This window comes from Haladaptatus caseinilyticus (assembly GCF_026248685.1).
Lineage (GTDB): Archaea > Halobacteriota > Halobacteria > Halobacteriales > Haladaptataceae > Haladaptatus > Haladaptatus caseinilyticus.
In genome coordinates, this window is record NZ_CP111037.1 from 373,947 (window position 1) to 394,338 (window position 20,392).

The 20,392-nt window shown below is 58.3% G+C and carries 19 protein-coding genes; 12 read left to right on the forward strand and 7 right to left on the reverse strand.

The features are described 5' to 3' along the window. Positions 1–147 precede the first annotated feature (147 nt). Together OOF89_RS16180 and OOF89_RS16185 are read right to left on the reverse strand one after the other, a co-directional pair. Entirely contained in the window at positions 148–747 is a 600-nt protein-coding gene (locus tag OOF89_RS16180) for an HD domain-containing protein (RefSeq protein WP_266080205.1), read from the reverse strand. Between the two features lie 241 nt (positions 748–988). Then, entirely contained in the window at positions 989–1,699 is a 711-nt protein-coding gene (locus OOF89_RS16185) for an EthD domain-containing protein (RefSeq protein WP_266080207.1), read from the reverse strand. 268 nt (positions 1,700–1,967) lie between these two features. On the opposite strand from OOF89_RS16185, the gene OOF89_RS16190 reads away from it, so the two are divergent. Genes OOF89_RS16190 through OOF89_RS16205 form a run of 4 tightly spaced genes read left to right on the forward strand, consistent with a single transcriptional unit; the run spans position 1,968 to position 6,692 of the window. Further along, complete coding sequence (locus tag OOF89_RS16190) at positions 1,968–3,218, forward strand: ABC transporter substrate-binding protein (RefSeq protein WP_266080209.1); 1,251 nt, start codon at positions 1,968–1,970, stop codon at positions 3,216–3,218. A 1-nt stretch (position 3,219) separates the two neighbouring features. After that, entirely contained in the window at positions 3,220–5,226 is a 2,007-nt protein-coding gene (locus tag OOF89_RS16195) for an ABC transporter permease (RefSeq protein ID WP_266080211.1), read from the forward strand. Then, on the forward strand, positions 5,226–5,978 hold the full coding sequence (locus OOF89_RS16200; protein WP_266080213.1) for an ABC transporter ATP-binding protein: 753 nt from the start codon (positions 5,226–5,228) through the stop codon (positions 5,976–5,978). Before OOF89_RS16195 ends, OOF89_RS16200 begins: the two co-directional genes overlap by 1 nt. Next, positions 5,979–6,692, forward strand: a complete 714-nt coding sequence (locus OOF89_RS16205) for an ABC transporter ATP-binding protein (RefSeq protein ID WP_266080214.1) — start codon at positions 5,979–5,981, stop codon at positions 6,690–6,692. Positions 6,693–6,704: 12 nt separating this feature from the next. On the opposite strand, the gene OOF89_RS16210 is transcribed toward OOF89_RS16205, so the two are convergent. Beyond that, complete coding sequence (locus OOF89_RS16210; RefSeq protein WP_266080216.1) at positions 6,705–7,187, reverse strand: VOC family protein; 483 nt, start codon at positions 7,185–7,187, stop codon at positions 6,705–6,707. A gap of 99 nt (positions 7,188–7,286) precedes the next feature. On the opposite strand from OOF89_RS16210, the gene OOF89_RS16215 reads away from it, so the two are divergent. The 4 genes from OOF89_RS16215 to OOF89_RS16230 all read left to right on the forward strand — a co-directional run bounded on the left by OOF89_RS16215 (position 7,287) and on the right by OOF89_RS16230 (position 12,320). Beyond that, a complete protein-coding gene (locus OOF89_RS16215) occupies positions 7,287–8,561 on the forward strand; it encodes a M24 family metallopeptidase (protein WP_266080218.1) in 1,275 nt (424 codons plus the stop codon). 451 nt (positions 8,562–9,012) lie between these two features. Beyond that, positions 9,013–10,527, forward strand: coding sequence for an aldehyde dehydrogenase family protein (locus tag OOF89_RS16220; protein ID WP_266080220.1), 1,515 nt, complete (start codon positions 9,013–9,015; stop codon positions 10,525–10,527). Positions 10,528–10,845: 318 nt separating this feature from the next. Further along, complete coding sequence (locus OOF89_RS16225) at positions 10,846–11,850, forward strand: LLM class flavin-dependent oxidoreductase (protein WP_266080222.1); 1,005 nt, start codon at positions 10,846–10,848, stop codon at positions 11,848–11,850. Between the two features lie 278 nt (positions 11,851–12,128). Then, complete coding sequence (locus OOF89_RS16230; RefSeq protein WP_266080223.1) at positions 12,129–12,320, forward strand: DUF5786 family protein; 192 nt, start codon at positions 12,129–12,131, stop codon at positions 12,318–12,320. A 280-nt stretch (positions 12,321–12,600) separates the two neighbouring features. On the opposite strand, the gene OOF89_RS16235 is transcribed toward OOF89_RS16230, so the two are convergent. Then, a complete protein-coding gene (locus OOF89_RS16235) occupies positions 12,601–13,014 on the reverse strand; it encodes an EamA family transporter (protein ID WP_266080225.1) in 414 nt (137 codons plus the stop codon). Between the two features lie 155 nt (positions 13,015–13,169). Between OOF89_RS16235 and OOF89_RS16240 the strand changes: the two genes are divergently transcribed. The 3 genes from OOF89_RS16240 (at position 13,170) to OOF89_RS16250 (ending at position 15,360) form a co-directional block, all read left to right on the forward strand. Further along, the gene (locus OOF89_RS16240) at positions 13,170–14,516 is read left to right on the forward strand and encodes a PGF-CTERM sorting domain-containing protein (protein WP_266080227.1); all 1,347 of its coding nucleotides are present in this window, start codon (positions 13,170–13,172) and stop codon (positions 14,514–14,516) included. Positions 14,517–14,764: 248 nt separating this feature from the next. Further along, positions 14,765–15,064 (forward strand): HalOD1 output domain-containing protein, encoded by a 300-nt coding sequence (locus tag OOF89_RS16245; protein ID WP_266080229.1) that lies wholly within the window; start codon positions 14,765–14,767, stop codon positions 15,062–15,064. Between the two features lie 59 nt (positions 15,065–15,123). Beyond that, positions 15,124–15,360 (forward strand): hypothetical protein, encoded by a 237-nt coding sequence (locus OOF89_RS16250; RefSeq protein WP_266080231.1) that lies wholly within the window; start codon positions 15,124–15,126, stop codon positions 15,358–15,360. Positions 15,361–15,373: 13 nt separating this feature from the next. Here the strand turns inward: OOF89_RS16250 and OOF89_RS16255 are convergent, their stop codons facing one another. The 3 genes from OOF89_RS16255 to OOF89_RS16265 form a co-directional block, all read right to left on the reverse strand. Beyond that, entirely contained in the window at positions 15,374–15,787 is a 414-nt protein-coding gene (locus tag OOF89_RS16255) for an SPW repeat domain-containing protein (protein WP_266080232.1), read from the reverse strand. A 122-nt stretch (positions 15,788–15,909) separates the two neighbouring features. Beyond that, positions 15,910–17,964 (reverse strand): S9 family peptidase, encoded by a 2,055-nt coding sequence (locus OOF89_RS16260; protein ID WP_266080233.1) that lies wholly within the window; start codon positions 17,962–17,964, stop codon positions 15,910–15,912. A gap of 75 nt (positions 17,965–18,039) precedes the next feature. Then, entirely contained in the window at positions 18,040–19,185 is a 1,146-nt protein-coding gene (locus OOF89_RS16265; protein WP_266080235.1) for an NAD(P)/FAD-dependent oxidoreductase, read from the reverse strand. A gap of 75 nt (positions 19,186–19,260) precedes the next feature. Between OOF89_RS16265 and OOF89_RS16270 the strand changes: the two genes are divergently transcribed. After that, positions 19,261–20,232, forward strand: coding sequence for an ornithine cyclodeaminase family protein (locus tag OOF89_RS16270; protein ID WP_266080237.1), 972 nt, complete (start codon positions 19,261–19,263; stop codon positions 20,230–20,232). Positions 20,233–20,392 lie beyond the last annotated feature (160 nt).

Here is a 20,392-nt window from a genome sequence, read left to right on the forward strand (position 1 = left end):
TCTAGAAAAGTAGATAGATATTCAGGTATCTGTTTACGAAGCCACCGTGATAGAATTCGGCATAACCGAGAGAGGACGTCAAGGCCGTTCGTCGAACGTGATAGTAGCCAAAGATAGTACCAGTGTACACACGTCACGGGGTTGGTGCTATTCCTGCGTCTGGCTGTACTCGTTCACCCACTCCTTGAGCGTAATCCCCATCGCGGACTGGGTAATCGCGTTCGAACTGGCCGAGTTCGCACTTTTCACCAGTTCAGCTTCGAGGGTTCGTTTCGGTACTTCGCCGAGGAAATGCGGAATCGCTCGTTGGACGGAGAGCGGACAGCCGACTTCGTGGGCCAGTGCGTACCCCGACAGTGAATGTGGAATCTCCTCGCTCACGTAGGTCGAGTCGGGGACAAGCAACGCGTCGTCGTCCACGAAATCGACGTACTCGTAACACTTTCCAACGTCGTGAAGCAGGCAGGCGGCGATAATGACGTCTTCGTCGGGGTCGGCACCGTGGAAATCGCGCTGTTCTTCTGCCGAGCGCATGGCGATTCGAGTCACGCCTCGAACGTGCTCCACGTTATTCACTTCGTGGATGTTCCACGCGTAGGGGATGTCGTCGATGTGTTTCCAACCACCGCGCTCGAGACCTACCGTCCACGCTTCGATAACTCGATCTCGTAACTCATCGTTCTCGATGGATTGCAGTTCGGGATAGGCATCGACCACCTGCTGGCGGTAGTTCGGGGAGTCGCTCATATCGTGATGTTTGTGGTCGGGTACCTAATGGTTCGTGCATTCGCGGAGAGACGATGGGGATTGAGAAATCGGTGGGGAGGGTGTCGCGGTTAGGGTCGGTTGTTGCAGTGAATTGCTTGCTGCATCGCCCTTGGAAGCGGATTATCCCGCCGAACACCCCACACCGTTGACGTCGCCTGGGGTTGCCGACGACTGCCGGTACGGAAGTCCCTCAAAATAGCTGTTCGAAAAATTCTCGCCGTTACTCCTTCTGAACGGTTTCTTTCCCGATGAATCGCGGCCTGTCCTCCAGTGCGAGGAAATTGTTCACGTCCTCGCGAGCCTCCTTCGCTTTGCCCTTGTCCGGGTCGTAATCCCGTGACCCCTCACTTCCCAGCGCGTCGTGGAGTGCGTCCAAATCCTCGAAGTAGAGTTCCGCGATGCCGTCGAATTCGGACTCCTCGGGTGTCACTGGAAGGACGGTATCGTATTTCACGACGCCCTCGATTTCGCGGGCGATCGCCGTATGATTGGTCTGCCAGTAATCGACGAACTCCTCGTGGGACATCCCCTCCTTTCGGACGAGAAAGGCGGAGTGCTTGTACAACCCGTCGGTGTCGCTGCCGACTTCATCCTTCTGCGTGACGACTTCGCCGATGAACCGGGGCCGCTCTTCGAGTGCGAGGAAGTTGTCCACGTCCTCGCGGGCCTCCTTCGCTTTTCCCTTGTCCGGGTCGTAGTCACGCGACCCCTCGCTCCCGAGCGCGTCGTGCAACGCGTCCAGATCCTCGAAGTAGAGTTCAGCGAGGCCGTCGAACTCGGCGGCATCGGGCGTAACCGGAAGGACGGTCGAATATTTCACGACGCCCTCGATATCGCGGGCGATGGCGGTGTGGTTGGTCTGCCAGTAATCGACGAACTCGTCGTGTGTCATCCCGTCCTTTCGGACGAGCAAGGCGACGTGTTTGTACATACCACCCGAGGGCAGGGATTGGATTGTGATAAAACACGCGAAGCATGTCGGTTCGAACGAACGTCGAAGCCGAATTCGACACCATCGTTTCCGATGTTCAGTTGGGAGCGCGTGGCACGTGACGTACTGAAGCGTAAACAGAGGAGAACGGCTCGAATCACGGAGATATCGGAGTATAAGCGAAAACGAACGAACAGTTCAGTTCAGGAGAGGACAGTCAACCAATTATATACAATCATTTATTATTCATCCCTTGTTCCTTGTTGCCATGGCGGATAGTAACTCGGGGCAGTCGGACAGATTTGAAACGACTCGGCGCGCAATGCTGGCCGCGGTCGGGGCGGGGGGTCTAGCGGGAGTCGCAGGCTGTCTCGGTAATATCGGTGGCGGGGGCGGGAACGATGGAACGGTAAAATACGGAATTCTCAACCCGATGACGGGACCGTACGCCGGGCTCGCGGCGGAACAGCGAAAAGGCGCGAAGCTCGCCGTGAAAACGGTAAACGAGAGCGATGAGTACGATTTCAGTATCGACGCGAAATATGGCGATACGCAGGCTGACCCCGAAACCGGTCGACAGGAAGCACAGAAGTTGGTCGAACAGCACGGCGCATCGTATATCATGGGTGCGATTTCCAGTTCCGTCGCACTGAGCCTCAACGAGTTCGCCAAAAAGGAGAGCACCATTTACTCCCCCGGCGCGGCCGCCATTCCGATTACTGGCGAAAGCTGCAACGAGTACGTATTCCGAAGCGAGACGAACACGGCACAGATCGCGGAGGCCTGTTCCGACTGGACGTTGAAAAACCTCGGGAGCAAAGTCTGGTTCCACATCGCGGATTACGCATACGGGAACTCGGTCCTCGACGAGTGGCGGTCTCGGATGAAGGAGTCGAGCGCCAACTTTTCCGAAGTGGGCGTGACGAAGGCACAACTCGGGGCAAAAAATTTCGACTCGTTCATCAGCCAGATAAAGAACTCCGACGCCGACGTGGTCGTCGTCGGTTCGACGGGAGGCGACCTCATCGAGTTCATCAACCAAGCGAACGCGCAGGGACTCACCGATCAGAAGAAAATCATGACGACGACGGGGTCGTTTCAAGTCATCCGCGGGGCACTCGGCGAGAAAGCGGACGGAATTTACAGCGGCACTCGATACGTTCCGAAAATCGATTCGGGAACCAACACGGAGTTCGTGAAAGCGTACAAAAACGCGAACGACGCCGAACCCGGCAGTTTCGCACGAGTCGCCTACGACTCCATTACGATGGTAGCGAACGGAATCAAGGAAGCAGGAAGTACCGACCCCGACGACGTGGTGAGTACGCTTCCGGGACTGAAGATGCAATCCCTCCTCGGCGAAAACGAGTTCCGTTCCTGTGACCATCAGGCGAAAAACCCCGTCTGGGTCGGGCGGAACGTCTACAACGGTGGGCCGATGGCGGACGTGAAACTCATCACCGAAGTCGGTGGCGACAAGGCGATTCCACCATGTGAGCAAACCGGTTGTCAGCTCTGATATGGCAGGTGCATTTATCGAACAGTTGCTGAATGGCCTGACCATCGGCGCGGTGTATGTCCTGTTGGCCGCGGGACTTTCCATCATCTTCGGCGTGATGGACGTGATCAACTTCGCCCACGGCGAGTTTTTCGCGCTCGGTGCCTACCTCGCGTTCGCCATCGCGGCGGTTGGGTTCGGTACCGGCGCGTTCTGGATCGCGTTGCTCGTCGCTCCCCTCCTCGTCGCGCTCATCGCGGCACTCATCGAACGAGGTACCATTCGACCCCTCTACGGGAGAAATCCGCTGTATCACATCCTGCTCACATTCGGGCTGGTGCTCGTCTTCAAGGACGCCATTTCGCTGATTTGGGGGGATAACCCCAAACCGTTCCCGCAGCCACCGATACTCCGTGGACCCATCGACGTGCTCGGGTTTAACTACTCGAAGTACAACTTCTTCGTCATCGGAATCGGCGTCATGATGGCCTTCGGAACGTGGCTCCTACTGAATCGAACTCGGTTCGGACTCGTCGTTCGCGCCGGCGCGCAAGACCGAGAAATGGTCCGGCACCTCGGCATCGACATCGACCGATACTACACGCTCGTCTTCGCTTTCGGGGCGTTTCTCGCCGCGCTCGCCGGAATCGTCCTCGGAGCGAAACAGAGCGTGAACATCGGGATGGGTAACTCCGTCATCATCCCCGCCTTCGTTATCGTCGTTCTCGGCGGACTCGGGAGTTTCCGCGGCGCAGTTGTCGGCGGGTTCGGCGTGGGAATCATCGAGACGTTCTTCCGCACCGTTCTTCCGAGTTTCGAGGGGCTGGTCGTCTTCCTGCTAATGATCGGCGTCTTGCTCGTCCGACCGCAGGGACTGTTCGGGAATCCCGAATGGGAATCCGCCGAAAGCGGCGGCAAACTGCTGACCGGCGGTGGCGGCGGCGTACTTGACGACCGAACGCGGTTCCGTTTGGGCACCCTCGTGGTCGGCCTCCTCGTATTGGCACCCCTTGGAATCGGGGTTCTCTACACTTCCTACGAGGTGAACTCGCTCCTCCTGACGATTCTCGTTTGGGCACTGTTCGCACTCAGTCTCGACTTCGTGATGGGCTACGCCGGACTCGTCTCGCTCGGCCACGTCCTCTTTTTCGGACTGGGAGCCTACGGCACGGTTCTCACGGTCGAAAACGGGATGCCATCCGTCTTCGTCGCGCTCGGCGTGGGCATCGTCGTTGCGGCACTCGTTGCATGGGTCGTCGGTCACCTTTCGATTCGCGTTTCGGGGGTGTATTTCTCCATGATTACCCTCGGCTTCGCGGAGTTGTTCTACCAACTCGTGCAAAAGTCGAGTTTCACGGGGGGAAGTGATGGCCTGTTCAGCGGTTTCGATCCCGTCTACGGACTCATGAGCGGGCCGGAAGTCGGAGACGTCGCCCTACTCGGCGAAATCGAACTGTTCTACTACTTCGTGCTCGCGGCGGTCATCGGGTCGTATCTCCTCGCACGGCGGATGATGAACGCGCCGTTCGGAAGTGTGCTGCAGGGTATCCGCGAGAGCGAGGAACGTGCCTCCTTCATCGGCTACGATGTGACCGCCTACAAACGAAAAGCGTTCGTAGTCAGCGGCGGACTGGCGGGACTCGCCGGGGGACTGTCGGCGATTCACACCGGCGGCGTCTCACCGTCAGTCCTCGCGTGGATAAAGTCCGGCGAGGTCATCGTGATGACCATTCTCGGCGGGATGGGGACGCTGTACGGACCGATGATTGGAGCAGGTGCGTTTATCGGATTACAAGAACTGTTGTTGAACCTCGCAGCCGGATTCCAAGGGGTCAGTCTACTCGGACTCGACCTCGGTTTGGTGTTCGAACAGTGGCAAGGAATCCTCGGGATGGTATTCGTCATTTTCGTCATTTACGTGCCCGAGGGACTCGTCTCGGTTCCCGGACTGTTCTCTCGGTACACGAATCAGGAGACCGGCGGCGGCCCCGAAACGGTTGCGGACCACGATTCGGAGGTGAGCAACTGATGGCGCTCCTCGAAACCGAGAATCTGACCCGCCAGTTCGGGGAACTCGTCGCTACCGACAGCGTGAATCTCGACGTCGAAGCGGGCGAATTCCGGAGCGTCATCGGTCCGAACGGGGCCGGGAAGACGACGCTGTTCAACCTGATTTCGGGTGCGCTTTTTCCCACGTCGGGAACCGTCCGGTTCGCGGGCGACGACGTATCGAACCTCCCGCCGCATGAACGCGTTCGGTGCGGAATCGGACGGTCGTTCCAAATCACGACCGTTTTCGGTGGCCGCAGCGTCCGGGAGAACGTCCGACTCTCCGCGCAGTCGGTGGCCGAAACGGCCATTACGGCAAGGGAAAGGCTGTTTCGACCAGCCGACAGCTTTCCGGAGACCAACCAACGGGTCGAGGACGTCCTTTCACAAATCGAACTCGGGGAACGTGCAGACGAGCAGGCGGCGGCGCTGTCCTACGGGGACCGACGACGACTGGAGATCGGACTGGTGCTGGCGACCGATCCACAGGTCGTCCTGTTGGACGAACCCACCGCGGGGATGAGCGGGGAGGAGACACGTGCGACGATGGAACTCATCGACGACGTGCTCGCCGACAGGACGCTCCTGCTTATCGAACACGATATCGATCTGGTAATGAGCGTTTCAGACCGCATTACGGTGCTCAATCGAGGGCAGGAATTGGCAACGGGAACGCCGGAAGAGGTCGCGGAAAACCACGAGGTACAGGCGGCGTACCTCGGAGGAGTGTAAATGTTATCGATCAACAACGTACGCGTAGGGTACGGTGAAACGGAAGTGCTCTCCGGCGTCTCGCTTGACGTCCCAGAGGGCGAAATCGTCGCGCTCATCGGACGAAACGGCGTCGGGAAAACGACCACACTCCGGACCATCACCGGTGCGCTATCGCCGACCTCCGGGACGATTCGGTTCGATGGGGAGGACATTACCGGACTTTCGCCGGTCGAAACAGTAAAGCGTGGAGTCTCGCTGGTGCCGGAAGAACGCCGGGTGTTCCCCGGTCTTTCGGTGCGCGAAAACCTCGCTGTCGGAACGCTCGGCGGAAGCGACAGCACGCATCGAAAATCGATCGACGACGTGCTGTCTGCCGGGGCGTTCGAGAACTTACAGGAACGGCAAGACAGTCGCGGTACTGACCTCTCTGGCGGCGAACAACAGATGCTGTCCATCGCTCGGGCGCTGGTTTGTGGTGCGGATCTGCTCATGCTTGACGAGCCAACTGAGGGGCTTGCCCCCCTCATCATGGAGCGCGTAGAAGCACTCATCCAAGAGATGAACGAGGAAGGCATCACAGTACTTCTCGTCGAGCAGAACGTCGCGGTTGCGCTCTCGCTCGCGGACCGAGTCTATCTATTGGACCACGGGGAAATCGTCTTCGAAGGGAGGCCGGAAGCGTTAACGGAGGACGAAGAACTGATGGACAAACACCTCGGGATCACTGTCTAGTTCATCTGTTTTTTACCTTTGAAACAATTCTCCGACTCGACTCTCGTTGATGAACAAATCCTGCGGCGGAAGCCGTTTCTCGTGATAATCGTCGTGGTACTCCATCAGTTGGAAGAGAACGCCGGTTGGGTTTCGCGGCGAGACGAACGCCTCGGTCCAGGTATCGAACCGCTCCCGGTCGATGACGCGAATATCGTGTTCGCGAAGCGATTCGATAACGGCGTCGATGTCCGCGACTTCGAGCGTGACGTGGTGGAGACCCGGCCCGTTTGTATCGAGGAAGTCGGTGAGAAACGTGTCGTCCTCGATGGGTTCGATGAGTTCGAGTCGGGACGCATCGCCCAGTCGATAGTACGCCCAGCGAAAGCGGTCCTCGACGGGTTCGACAGTGAGTCGCTCACATCCGAGCGCCATCAGAATCGGTTCCGCATTCTCGATGGATTCGACGGCGATGCCGATGTGGTCCACCCGAATCGGTGTTTGATGAGTGTCCATTAGGTAGGGTGACGAGAGGGCGTGTCTTGAGTATGCGGGCGGAAATCCATCACAAATCATTCGGGAAATTTCATAACATCGCTCCGAGTAGCCCATCGCATGGGATTCTACCAACGCGATTTCATGGAAGGGACGCGCGGGACGATGAGCGTCGATTGGGAGGAGCGAATCGACATGCAGCGCATGCGAGAAGAGCGAAAGGAACGCGCACTCTCTCGAATGCAGGAGGCAGGGCTTGGGAGCATGCTGCTCATCAACGACCCGAACGTTCGGTACGTGACCGGCCTCGCCATGACCGGCGGGTCGGGTGCGGACCACTACACTCTGCTCACCGAGGACGGCGACATCGTCCACTGGGACACGGCGGACCACGCGAGTAACCAGCGATTCAACTGCCCGTGGTTGGACGACATTCGCTACGCTTGCCCCGGACTGGGGAACGTCCCCCGGGCCTCCGGACACGATTCGGCGCGCAGTTGGCTGAAGGACAAGATGGCGGGGCTCGTCTACGAGGCGATGGAGGAGTACGGCGTCGCCAAAGAACCGATGGGTATCGACATCGGAAACGGCGCGCTCATCTCAAAGTTCGAAGACCGTGGCGTAGACGTTCGCACCGAGGAATGTGCAACGGTCATGGAGAGCGCGCGAAAAATCAAAACGCGCGACGAGATCGAATGCCTTCGAATGGTCGCCGCGCTCTGTGAGGCAGGGTTCCAGCGCATCACCGAGACGGCAAAACCCGGCAAGCGTGAATCCGAAATCTGGGGCGAAGCCACGCGGGAACTCTGGAGTCTCGGCGCGATGGTACAAGGCGGGTACGTCACCTCCGGACCGAACACGTGGCCGAAACACCAGGCAAACACGACGGACCGGATCATCCGTCCCGGCGACCTCGTCTACGCCGATTTCTACAACATCGGGTTCATGGGCTACCGATCGTGTTACTATCGAACCTTCAGCATGGGCACACCGACGCAGACCCAGCAGGACGCCTACGAAACAGCCCGTGACAACCTCTACGACGTGCTCGAACGCATCGAACCCGGCGCGACCACGGACGAGATTTGTCAGGGCTTCCCCGACATGGAAGGCGAGCACGCCGACTGGTACGGCGCCACCGACCACTGGCAGATGACGACCAACCACTGGGCGCACGGGTTGGGGCTTCAGCTGTACGAAGTACCGCTCATTTGGCGCGGGATCTCACCCGACCACCCCATCGAAATCGAGGAGGGCATGACCATGGCCGTCGAGACGATGGAACCCGCAGACCGACAGGGTGTGCGAGTGGAGGAGATGGTCGTCGTTCGAGAGAACGGTGTGGAGATTCTGAGCCAGTGGCCCGTCGAAGAGATCACGACGATCGAACACTGAAGAAGATTATCGGATTTTGAGCCCGTTTTCGCCGGGATCCCGCGAGTTCCATCCTCGGGCGATATTTTTCGGGAGCAATCGCGGTTCAGGCAGTAACCGAATCCGGTTGGTTACGTGGTTATCGAACGAGGATTGTTCCTGCGACGATAACTGATATCGACTCCCAATCACGCAACCACCGCAACGGCATTCGACGGTCCTCCACCGATCGACACACTCCGCTTCGTCCGGTACTCCCTTGCGCTCCTTCGACTCGAACCTACGGACAGCGCGTCCTCCGTCTCGTGCCATCGCGTCACACATGACGAACTCGATCACACTCGACCGTGCCGAAGTAACTAAAATAGGCCACAATTGAGAACGAATTCCGCCAAATGAAACCACATATAGTTACATATATCAAAAATTCATATATACACTTATTGGGGTCCGTCACGGGTTTCGGCATGAAATGTCGACGGAATCAGCCAGCGAACGTAAAAGCGAGATTCGACAACGCCACGAAACTGCCGCGGACGAAGTCGTCCCAAGCGAGTTGAAGCTCTACATCGGTGGGGAATGGATCGAGAGCTCCTCCAGCGAGACGTTTCAGACGAGGGACCCAACGACGGGCGAGGTCCTGGCTGACGTACAGGCGGGGAAAGCGGACGATATCGACCGGGCAGTCGAGGCCGCGTGGGATGCTTACGACGAAACGTGGTCGAACTACTCCACTGCAGAGCGACAGGAAGTCCTCGAAACTATCGCGGACAGAGTAGAGGAGAAAAAATCGGAGTTTGCGACGCTCGAATCACTCGACAACGGCAAGCCGATTACCGAAGCACGAATCGACATGGGGCTCGTGGTTGACCATTTCCGTTACTTCGCCGGGGCGGCGCGGACCAACGAGGGGACGACCGTCCCGACGGACGACAGCCGACACGTCCAGACGATCCGCGAGCCATACGGCGTCGTCGGACAGATTATCCCGTGGAATTTCCCGCTGCTGATGGCAGCGTGGAAACTGGGACCGGCCCTCTCCGCCGGGAACACTGTCGTCCTCAAACCCGCAGAGGAGACGCCACTGACCGTTCTCAAACTGATGGAAGAGATAGACGACGTGCTCCCTGATGGCGTCGTCAACGTCGTCACCGGCTATGGACTGGAGGCTGGAGAGCCGCTCACTCGGCACTCCGACGTGAGAAAGCTCGCGTTCACCGGTTCGACCGAAGTGGGAAAATCGGTGATGAAAAACGCGGCGGACAACGTCGCCGACCTCACGCTCGAACTCGGCGGAAAAAGCCCGCTCGTTGTCTTCCCCGATGCCGATTTGGACAAAGCCGTCCGGACGACAATCGTGTCAATTTTCTTCAACACCGGAGAGTGTTGCTGTGCGGGGTCGCGGCTCTTCCTCCACAGCGAAATCAAAGACGAGTTCGTACGGAGGCTCGCCGACGCAGCCGAAGACCTCACCGTCGGCGACCCGCTTCTCGACAGCACCGACCTGGGCCCCAAAGTGACACAGGAGCAGGTAGACCGGACGATGGAGTACATCGAGACGGCTCGTGACGCTGATGCGACGATCGTGACGGGCGGTGGAGTGCCGGACGACGAGGCACTGGACAACGGCTGTTTCGTCGCGCCGACGCTCATCGACGACATCGACCACGACAACAAGGCGGTGCAGGAGGAGATCTTTGGACCGGTCCAAGAAGTGTTCGAGTGGACGGACTACAACGAGATGATTGATCGGGCGAACGACGTGGAGTACGGTCTGGCGGCGGGTGTCATCACGAACGACGTGACAAAGGCTCACGAAACCGCGAAGGATATCGAAGCGGGTAACATCTGGATAAACCAGTACAATGACTTCCCCGCGGGACAGCCATTCGGGGGCTACAAACAATCCGGAATTGGGCGTGAGACGGCCTTCGAAGCCGTCGAACATTACACCCAAACGAAAACGGTGAACCTCTCGCTGGACTAAACAGGGAGAGAAATCACGGCTTTTTCGTTACGGCGAATGCCGACAGAGAGCGAAAAGGCGACTCGCCACCGCTAATCAAACAATGAAATTCCCGGAAAGAGCAGCACCAGCATTCCGACGAACACTGTCACCGGTTCGAACGTGTCGAAAATCGAGTTATCTGGCTTCTTTGGGGGTGAAGCTCATGATCAGTCCGACCATAGTTTTTAGGACATTTATATTCAGTGTAAGACTTCAATGGAACAAAGGCAGAAAGTCGGTATACTGCTACGGTTCGTCCTTATAAACGATTAAGGTGTCTGCCTTCGATTTTCGACCATGAAACTCGGGACAGGGCTGTTCACTTGCCAGCGACGACCGGACGATAACCGCTCGATGACCGAGATTTACGACGAGATGCTGGAACTCGGCGAGACCATCGACGCCGCTGGACTCGACAGTTTGTGGGTTTCGGAACATCACTTCGCCGAAGACGGTTACCTACCGGCGACGATGCCATCACTCGGCGCACTGGCCGCCTGCACGGAAAACGTCGAAATAGGGACGTGCATCGCGCTCGCTCCACTCTACGACGGCGTCCGACTCGCTGAAGACGCCGCGACGGTCGATCTGCTCTCGGATGGCCGCCTCACACTCGGACTGGCCATCGGGTCGAACCCCCGCGAGTTCGAGTCGTTCGGCGTCCCACGTGAGGAGCGCGTCGAACGGTTAAGCGACCTGACGAACCTCCTGCGAGCATCGTGGTCGGATGGAAACCTCGACTACGACGCCGAGTTCCACGACGTCTCTCCGGACGTGAATGTAACGCCGAAACCCGAATCCGACCTTCCCATCATGTTCGGGGGGTCGGTCAAACCCGCCGTCCGACGTGCCGCTCGCGTGGCGGATGCGTGGTGCGCCCCCTCCTCGATTTCGATCGAGGGAATTCGCAAACGAAAGGAGGACATCGAGCGCGTACGGGAGGAAGAAGATATCGAGGGCGATTTCGAGGTGTACGCCCTTCAACACGGCTTCGTCGCCGACTCGAAGGAGGCGGCGTGGGAAGCGATGAAACCGGGGTACTTCTACATCCAGCGTCGGTACGCCGAAATCTTTTCGGGCGAGTCGGTCGAGGAACTGGACGACGAGCGTAAACAGGAGCTGAAAGAACAGGCCATCTTCGGTACGCCCGAACAGATCGCGGAGGAGTTGAACGAATACCGCGAAGCCCTGGGTGACGACATTCACTTTATCTTCCGTACCTACCATCCCGGTATCGGTACCCGGAAAATGGTGGACTGTATCGAACGCCTCGGCGACGAAGTCGCACCGCTCGTCCGGTGAGGCCCTATCGGTTCGAAACCGTTCGATAGCGGTCGAATCGGTTCGGTTTCTGACGGCGTTCGTCATCTCGTAACACCCCGGCGTTTCCGCTGTTCTACGACCGTGCCGTGTAACACACACGTAACGCCAATACGTTCCAGCAACGGTGTTTTGAGTTCCGTGTGCGCTCATATCTCACCAACCGGAAAACAGTTGACATCGGGTCCATCGTGTCCGGTATCAGCTCGGGAGGTTTCCGAACCGCATCCCTTTAGTGATTTCAGGCGATAATTTCCCATATGGGTTTTGGAAGCTACGACGAATCTGAACAACAGAACCGAGAACAGGATTCCAACATGGACGAGTCGAGCGCCGTCAACGTCCACGAAAACGATCACAAGGGCGAAATCACGTTCGACAGCGATGCTTCCAGCGACGAACTCATCGCCAAACTCGGTGAGATGAAAGACGACGCAGACGACGAGTCGTAGCGCCGCCAAGGTCCCAACGATCGTTTTTGCTGAATTGATCCCTCGGGACGGTTCCCGTTCCATACCGTCGATTGCTCGGAGAAACATCGGTCGATGGGTAGTGGTTCGAACTGGCACGTACCATTCGTCCAATCGATTGGCCAGTATCGATTAGAGCTGATCGTGCTTCCTCGACCGATTGACCACTGATTGATTTGCTGAGAGCCACTATCGGCACCGAGATGGGCGATTGCAATCACACACTGTGAGATCGTATAGTAGCATGGAGTGTATGTTCAGCTTACGTCGCCAACAACGCAACCGCACCGATCGCGAGTCCGACACCCGCTAGATCCCTCGTACTTACCGATTCGCCGAGAAAAACGACGACGATTCGGACGGCGACGACGAAATAGAGTGCCGTTATCGTCGTGGCGATCGCGGTGTTTCCGCGTTGGAGCGCGGCGTAGTAACTTATCGAACCCGCGCCGGAAAAGAGTCCGCCAACGATCGCGAACGAGACACCCCGTCCGGTGAGCAGTACCGATCCCGACTGCGAGGCAATATACAGGAGAGCAACACCGACGCCCACCGCATAGGAGATCGCCATCGCGACCTCGGGTTGGAGCGTTTGAGTCGCGTAATCGGCAAACACCGCCCAGACACCCCACGCGAGCATTCCACCCACGGCAAAGAGGACTGCTGTTCGAACCATATGTTCAACCACGAACCGAACTGACGAATGGGTTCCCATTCCGTGTTTCAGGCGGAGGCTGTCACCGAGCAAAGGCTGTCAAACTGTAAACAGTGCGTGCCTGTTTTCGCGGTAGTATAGGTATAACAAATTGCGAACCTCACGACCACATCGGCATGGCGCGCACCGTGACACTCGTATTCGTTCTTCTCGTCGTGACCACCGCCGGGGCGATGGCGCTCCCCAGCGGCGTAGTGGAACAGCAGGCGGAACCGGAACCGGCCGAACGCTGGAACAAGACGTACGGTAGTTCGGGCGATGAAATATTCAACGACGTCGTCCGAACCGACGACGGCGGCTACGTTCTCGCCGGAGAGACGGAGAGTTCCGGAAGTGGCATCGACGGTTGGGTCGTGAAAATCGACGCAAACGGCAATCAACAGTGGTCACGAACCCTCAGCGGACCGGGTACCGACAGACTGTATTCGGTCGTTACGACCGACGATGGCGGCGTAATGGTAGCAGGGCGGACCGACCGCGGTGGAAGCGCGACGGGATGGATCGCCGAACTCGGAGGCGATGGTTCGACGCAGAACGAACGAACATCCGGCCCGGGTGCGTTTTACAGCCTCGAACGAGATGGTAACGGGTACGTCCTCGCCGGATGGACGAGCGACGGGGGGAAGAAGGGGTGGCTGTTGAAACTCGCCGGGTCAGGGGAGAAAGCGTGGGAAGAAACGTACGCTAGCCCGGAAGGGTCCTCGTCCGGCGGGTTCAAAGCAGTCGTTCCGGCGTCGAACGGCTATTTCCTCGCTGGCGAAGTCGATGGGGGAAGCCAAGACGCGTGGGCGATGCGCGTCGGAAACAACGGCGAACGACAATGGCAGAAAACGGCAGGGGGGTCGGACAGGGAAGCGATCTGGGCCGCAACGGGCGGTGACGACGGAATCGTTCTCGCAGGAGAGTCAGAAAGCGGGGACTCCCGAGACGGATGGGTTCTCAAGTACGATGCGAACGGTGATCTCGCGTGGGAGAACCGATACGGTGAAGCGGACGTCGACTGGCTCGACTCCGCCATGAAAACGGCTGACGGTGGCTATCTCTTTACCGGGGGAACATTGACCGGCGGAATCGGTAGTGCGGATGGCTACGTCGTGAAAACCGGAGCGGACGGTACCGTCCAGTGGGAGAAGGCCTACGGGAGTGCACAGTGGGATAAACCGTGGCCAGCGATTCAGGCACACGGAGGAGGCTATTTACTGGCGGGACAGACTGGTGGATTTGGGGCCACGGGGATGGACGGTTGGGTGCTCCACCTCGGTCAGGATGGACAGGTTTCGGCGTCAGATGGGACCACAGGGGACAACGGTTCCAATGACGGTGCAAACGAGGGTACTACATCGACCAGCCAGTCGGGACAACAAGACACTCGGAGTGGAGACACGAGTCTTCCCGGATTTACCGGTGCACTTGCGATCATCGCCCTCGCCCTGTCCGTTCTCATCTGGCGACGAAAAGGGTGAGAACGCGACGTAGCACGGAAATCACGAATCGAATTTCGAGGGCATCTCCGGTCGGTGAACCCGAACCCGATTGGAGGCTTCTCGGCCGTTAACATCACCAGACGGAGTGGATTCAGTGATCCGATTATGAAGGGAGTAGTTGGTTATTTTTATCGATAATCGAGGTTCTTTTATGCCAGTAACCAGTCAGAGTTGCTAACTAACTGAGTCGTAATCATACAATGACGGACGAGAAATTGACAGAGAGAATGGAAAATTTGGATAGGGATGAACGCGCTGCCTACCGAATTACCGGCGACACCGACAACGTGAGTACGAGAGTTATCCGAGGTATCGAAGAGATCGTCGGCAAGGATGAGGAGCGACGAACGTGGCTCTACGATTGCATTGACCCGGACGCGCTCGATGCGATATTTAGTCAGAAACACAGTGGCGCCACCCGTGATGAGGGAAAGGTCGTCTTTACCGCCCGAAAATGTGAGGTCGTCGTTCACGGGACCGGAGAAATACACATCTACGCGCCCAAAAATCACGTACCAAACGAGTAGTCGAACGATTTCGAAACGGTATTGATGACGCGCCCGTGAATGGCTTCAAGAGCCCATTGATGACCGACGAAGCAACCGTTTCCTTCCGCGAGCTATGTCGTGAGCTACCGGTTCAAACCGGACTCTTTAGCTTTGGACCGATAGTGATCGGGATGGCTCAGTTGTGGAACGGGTACGCCCACGAGACTGCAGTTTCGATTCACGCCCTGTTTGCCATCGTGATGGTCGGATTTGCTGTACTCGTTACGCGCTATCATCTCGCCTCGTTCCGACTCGACAAGTTGGAGCGAACGTAGGAGAACCGCCCCTTCAGGTGGTTCCTGCAGGCGCGCCCGCTCTCGCTTCCCTGCCTGCGTAGGCGTTGTAGCCGGCGATGATGGCGACGACGACACCGGAGACGATGTCACTCCAGAATACCGTTCCAACGGCCATCACGAACGGAACCAGAATCATCCACAATCCCATTAGCGCGACGAACGACGAACTCCCGATACTCGTCGTCAGTCCCTTCGACATTCGATAGTAGTTGTATCCCGCGACCAAGAAAATCGCGGCCCCGATGATGATGTTGTTCCAGTAGCTCGACATCGACATCGTATAGACGAACGCCGAGACGAATATCCACGCCCCGATAAGCGATACGAAACCGCTCAGCCACTTCAGATTCGACGTGTCGGTATCCGTCGCGCGTGCCGATTGCTCTCTCGCTTCGGTTTCACTCATCAGTTTTTCCTCCATATGACCGTAGATTGAGCGAGCGAATAAAGCGAGCGACCGTTCACGAACTAATGGTCCATTACGGGGACGAAAACGGCGATAGCCCGACGACGAACCGGTAGGGATAGCTACACCGGTCCGGGATCGTGCGTTTCGAACCACGCCGTCAACTGTTCGATTCGGTGAATCGCCCGGTCTGGGTCGCCGATGGCGTGATGTTCGTCGGGATAGACGACGAGTTTCGCGGGGATGCCTTGCTTTTTCACACTGACGTAGAGCTGTTCGGACTGGGATGGGGGACAGCGCCAATCATCGCCACCGGCAGTAACCAACAGTGGCGTCTCTACATCGCCGACATCCGTAATGCTCGACGCCGAATCGTACGTTTCCGGATTCTCCCACGGAAGACCGAAATCGTTCTCCCACCATTTGTGAGCGTCGTCGGTGCCGTAACACGACCGTAAATCGTAGATGCCGTGTTCCGCCGCGGCACCTGCGAAACGGTTCGTGTTCGTGATGAGAAATCCGGTCGTAATACCGCCATACGAGAAACCGGTGGCAAAAGTGCGGTCGGGATCGACCCAGTCGCGCTCGACGAGATGCTCGACGCCTGCGATCACATCTTCGACTTCACGTGGTCCCCAGTCGCCTCGGATGACCTCGCTGAACTCCCTGCCGTAGGAGCTGCTTCCGCGATAGTTGGGTCGAAGGACGGCGTATCCTCGGTCGGTCCAGTAGGCGTACTCGAATTTGAACTCGGGCGCATCGTAGGAAATGGGACCACCGTGGATGGAAACGATGAGCGGGAGGGGAGTCGGGTCGTCCCGGTCGAAGTCGGCCGGGAGATACGCAATAGCCTCGATGTCGTCGCCGGACTCGTTGTCGTAGACGACACGCTGACAGTTGGGCATAGCGTGGGATTCCTCGAACGCGTCATTGAGATTCGTCACCCGAGTCGATTCGCCGTGATCGAGTTCCCTCAAGGCGATCGTATACAGGTCCCCGACCGTCTCCGGCTCGGTAGACAGGAGCGCGACCGCCTCGTCTGCGAAGTCGAAGTTCGCGATCGTGTGATAATCGTCCTGTGATTCGTACGTGAACTCCGGCGCGCGTTCGTCGGCAAAGCACCGGACGAGACGAGTGCTCCCCTCGTCGCCGATCGTCGTAAGGAGAGTTTCCTCGTCCGTCCAGCGAATCCGATTCGCGTGTGCTACGGTTCGGTCAAGCGATTCCGTAATCGACCGGTATCGAGTATCGTCCGTTCCCGCGGCGTTGCCAACGTCTTCCGTGACGTAGACTTGCGTCGGGATGTGCCAGTTGACGGCGTCACTCCCGACGAACACGAGACGAGCGCCATCAGGACTCCACTGGAGCGCGTTTATCGTGTGTTTCGAATCCGTAATCTGCCGACAGTCGGAGCCGTCCGGGTCGATGGTATAGAGGTCCATCACGCCGGAATCGTCGGGTCGTTCGGTTCGATTCGAAATGAAAGCGATCCGGTCGGGTCCCCAGGCAGGTTGTAATCCGGACATCGGTTCGAATGCACCGCTACCGTAGGCATCGTCGAGTCGACGCTCCTCACGGGTCGCCAGATCGACGACGAATAGGTACGTCGTCACGTCGTCCAAGAACCCCTTTCCATCGAATCGATGTTGGAGACGGTCTATTTCGACCGGACCCCCGTTCCGTCGTTTTCGGAGATAATCCGCCTGCTCCTCCGTCGGGTCGCGGGACGAGATGACGAGTCGATCGCTTTTCGGCCCCCAGTCGAACTCGGTCACACCCTCCTCACGGTCGGTTACTTGGCGGGCGTCGCCACCGCGTTCGAGGTCGAACACCCACACCTGCGATCTCGGCTCGTCATCGCCGGATTCGTCTTCGTCGTCGCCGTCCGAATCGTCGTCCTGTACGGTGAGGGCGGTGTCTTCGTCGCGGCTGGCCAGAAACCCGAGTTTCGACCCATCGGGCGACCAGTTCGGCGACCCGGCGTCCGAGGCGCGGGAGAGGCGGTAGGGTTCGTCGCTTCCGTCCGTCGGAACGACGAACAGTGATGTTCGTCGGTCGTCCTCATCCCGGTCGAACTCGCTCGCAACGAAGGCGATCCGGTCACCGTCCGGTGAAAGTGCGAAGTCTGACGCGAGCGTCAAGTCGTAAAAGTCGTTCACGTCGAACGTTTCAGTCATCGGTCGCATATCTCAGGCGAGGCATATAGGTGTACGTTCGCCAGCAAGTTGAACGAAATCAACGGTGAAAATCACTCACGCCACGTTCCGCTCCGAGACCGTCCGCCCGTCTTCGAACCGTTCGCTATCCAATCCGGAGATGTCTACTAACGATGCCTCGCCATCAAATACGAGTTCCGTGACGAGGTTCCCGGTCGCGGGTGCGTGTTGGAATCCATGACCCGAAAAGCCGACCGCGTTGATGAATCCTGGACTTGTCTCTTCGATGATTGGATGATGGTCGGGAGTGACAGCGTACAGACCGGCCCATCCCCGCTTGATGCGTGATTCGGGACCGAAATAGGTGGCCGTCTCGCTCGCGCGTTCGACCGCTTCGACGGTCCAGTCGAGGTCCGTCGTTCGGTCGTATGCGTCCGGTTCCGCCCTCGAAACGGAATCGAAATGTCCACCGACGAGTGTGGCTCCCTCACGCTCCGGGCGGAAGTACGACCCCGTATCGAGATCGATTGTCAGCGGAACGGATTCAGGAACGGGCGTTTCCGGTTCGACGACGGCAATCTGACGGCGTTCAGGAACGACAGGAAGATCGATTTTTGCCATATCCGCCACTCGCTTTGCCCACGGTCCAGCGGCGTTGACGACGAAATCCGCGTCGATTTCTCCATCGGTCGTTTCGACGCCGAAAACTGCGCCATCATTCAGGAGAACGTCGGTGACTTCCACGCCGGTTCGGATGTCCACGCCCATTTCCCGAGCACGCGTGGCGAAGCCCTGTAGTGCGAGATGTGGGTCCGCAAAGCCATCCGTCGGTGAGTAGGTGGCCGCGTGAAACGGTTCGGTTCGCAGGCCAGGACAGTGTTCGCTGGCCTCCGCGGGCGTGAGCAGTTCGCTCGGCACCTCCTGTCCGTTCTGCATGGCGACAGTATCGGCGAACCCCTCGGCCGTCGCTTCGTTTCGCGCGAGGAAGAGATATCCCGGACGACGATACGCGATGTCGGTTCCGAACTCGTCCTCGAATCGTTCCCAGACTCGCATGCTCGCTCGGGAGAGGGCGACGTTGACCGGTGTCGAAAACTGTGCCCGGATACCCCCTGCGGAGCGTTCGGTGCTACCGGCACCGATGGTTGAGCGTTCGCAGACAGTCACGTCAGCTCCTCGCTCGGCGAGATAGTAGGCACACGAACAACCAACAATACCGCCACCAACAACCACGATGCGCATGAGTCGGCGTACGAGCGTTCGGGTAATAACGGTTCCACCGCCGGAAAATAAGGGACCCCGGTGCGAACTCCGATCATGATTCGAATCCTGTCCGATACTGACGTCGCTTCGATTCTCGACATAGATACCCTCCTTCCGGTCGTCCGCGATGCGTTCGTCAAACAGGGTCGTGGCGAAGTCGAGCGCCCGAGCCGTCCTCACTTTCCGGTCGGAATCGGCCTCACGGACGAACCGCTCGGAACTGGCCTCGTTATGCCAGCGTACATCCACGGGGCATCCCACTACGCGACGAAGCTAGTCGGCGTCCACGAGAAAAACGCCGAGCGAGGGCTTCCGACCGTCAACGCCCAGATCGTACTCACGCAGGCCGAAACCGGGCTACCCAGCGCAGTCCTCGCCGGAGCAAACATTACAAGCGCGAGGACGGGTTGTATCGGTGGCCTGGCTGCGAAAGAACTCGCAATCGGTCCGACCAAACTTGCGCTCATCGGTGCCGGAACGCAGGCCCGATGGCAGGCACGCTGTATCGCTGCGGCGACCGACCTCGAATCGGTGCGGGTGTACTCGCCGAGTGATTCGAAGTACGACTGCGCCACCGAACTCGAATCGGAGCTCGGCATTTCAGTGGAGGCGGTCGAATCGGCCGACGATGCCGTCTCGAAGGCGAACGTCGTCGTAACCGCGACGACGGCACGCGAACCGGTTTTTTCGGGAGACATCCTCGAGGCAGGAACACTCGTCGTGGCCGTCGGGGCGTATACCGCCGAAACTCGTGAACTCGACGGGACGACGTTCGAGCGTGCAGAGCGCGTCTTCGCCGACGTGCCCGAAGAAGTGGCGGAGATCGGTGACCTACTGGCGGCTGACCTGACTTCGGACGACCTCGTTCCGCTTTCCGACGTGTTTCGCGGCCGCGCCGGACGCGATTCCCGTTCGGATATCGTCGTGGTCGAAAGCGTCGGAACCGCCGTGCTGGATGCCGCCGCGAGCGAGCACGTTCTCGAACGTGCGAGCGAGCAGGGTATTGGCGAGGAAGTCGAACTGTAGCGAGTTAATAGCCATCTCTTCGGCCGGATATCTGTATAGCTATCCGAGAAGTTTTCCACGAGGAAAAATCCGTCTGTCAGAGACATGAGCAGAAATACGACCAGATATACAGAAGGCCATCTGTATAGATATCCAGATTCGAATATAGAAATAGCCCAAG

What these genes read in the sequence shown, in the direction of transcription:
- OOF89_RS16260 (WP_266080233.1), bottom strand. Translation starts at nt 17,964, where the DNA reads ATGACTGAAACGTTCGACGTGAACGACTTTTACGACTTGACGCTCGCG.
- OOF89_RS16240 (WP_266080227.1), top strand. Translation starts at nt 13,170, where the DNA reads ATGGCGCGCACCGTGACACTCGTATTCGTTCTTCTCGTCGTGACCACC.
- OOF89_RS16220 (WP_266080220.1), top strand. Translation starts at nt 9,013, where the DNA reads ATGTCGACGGAATCAGCCAGCGAACGTAAAAGCGAGATTCGACAACGC.
- OOF89_RS16270 (WP_266080237.1), top strand. Translation starts at nt 19,261, where the DNA reads ATGATTCGAATCCTGTCCGATACTGACGTCGCTTCGATTCTCGACATA.
- OOF89_RS16180 (WP_266080205.1), bottom strand. Translation starts at nt 747, where the DNA reads ATGAGCGACTCCCCGAACTACCGCCAGCAGGTGGTCGATGCCTATCCC.
- OOF89_RS16205 (WP_266080214.1), top strand. Translation starts at nt 5,979, where the DNA reads ATGTTATCGATCAACAACGTACGCGTAGGGTACGGTGAAACGGAAGTG.
- OOF89_RS16245 (WP_266080229.1), top strand. Translation starts at nt 14,765, where the DNA reads ATGGAAAATTTGGATAGGGATGAACGCGCTGCCTACCGAATTACCGGC.
- OOF89_RS16230 (WP_266080223.1), top strand. Translation starts at nt 12,129, where the DNA reads ATGGGTTTTGGAAGCTACGACGAATCTGAACAACAGAACCGAGAACAG.
- OOF89_RS16195 (WP_266080211.1), top strand. Translation starts at nt 3,220, where the DNA reads ATGGCAGGTGCATTTATCGAACAGTTGCTGAATGGCCTGACCATCGGC.
- OOF89_RS16235 (WP_266080225.1), bottom strand. Translation starts at nt 13,014, where the DNA reads ATGGTTCGAACAGCAGTCCTCTTTGCCGTGGGTGGAATGCTCGCGTGG.
- OOF89_RS16185 (WP_266080207.1), bottom strand. Translation starts at nt 1,699, where the DNA reads ATGTACAAACACGTCGCCTTGCTCGTCCGAAAGGACGGGATGACACAC.
- OOF89_RS16265 (WP_266080235.1), bottom strand. Translation starts at nt 19,185, where the DNA reads ATGCGCATCGTGGTTGTTGGTGGCGGTATTGTTGGTTGTTCGTGTGCC.
- OOF89_RS16255 (WP_266080232.1), bottom strand. Translation starts at nt 15,787, where the DNA reads ATGAGTGAAACCGAAGCGAGAGAGCAATCGGCACGCGCGACGGATACC.
- OOF89_RS16225 (WP_266080222.1), top strand. Translation starts at nt 10,846, where the DNA reads ATGAAACTCGGGACAGGGCTGTTCACTTGCCAGCGACGACCGGACGAT.
- OOF89_RS16215 (WP_266080218.1), top strand. Translation starts at nt 7,287, where the DNA reads ATGGGATTCTACCAACGCGATTTCATGGAAGGGACGCGCGGGACGATG.
- OOF89_RS16190 (WP_266080209.1), top strand. Translation starts at nt 1,968, where the DNA reads ATGGCGGATAGTAACTCGGGGCAGTCGGACAGATTTGAAACGACTCGG.
- OOF89_RS16200 (WP_266080213.1), top strand. Translation starts at nt 5,226, where the DNA reads ATGGCGCTCCTCGAAACCGAGAATCTGACCCGCCAGTTCGGGGAACTC.
- OOF89_RS16210 (WP_266080216.1), bottom strand. Translation starts at nt 7,187, where the DNA reads ATGGACACTCATCAAACACCGATTCGGGTGGACCACATCGGCATCGCC.
- OOF89_RS16250 (WP_266080231.1), top strand. Translation starts at nt 15,124, where the DNA reads ATGACCGACGAAGCAACCGTTTCCTTCCGCGAGCTATGTCGTGAGCTA.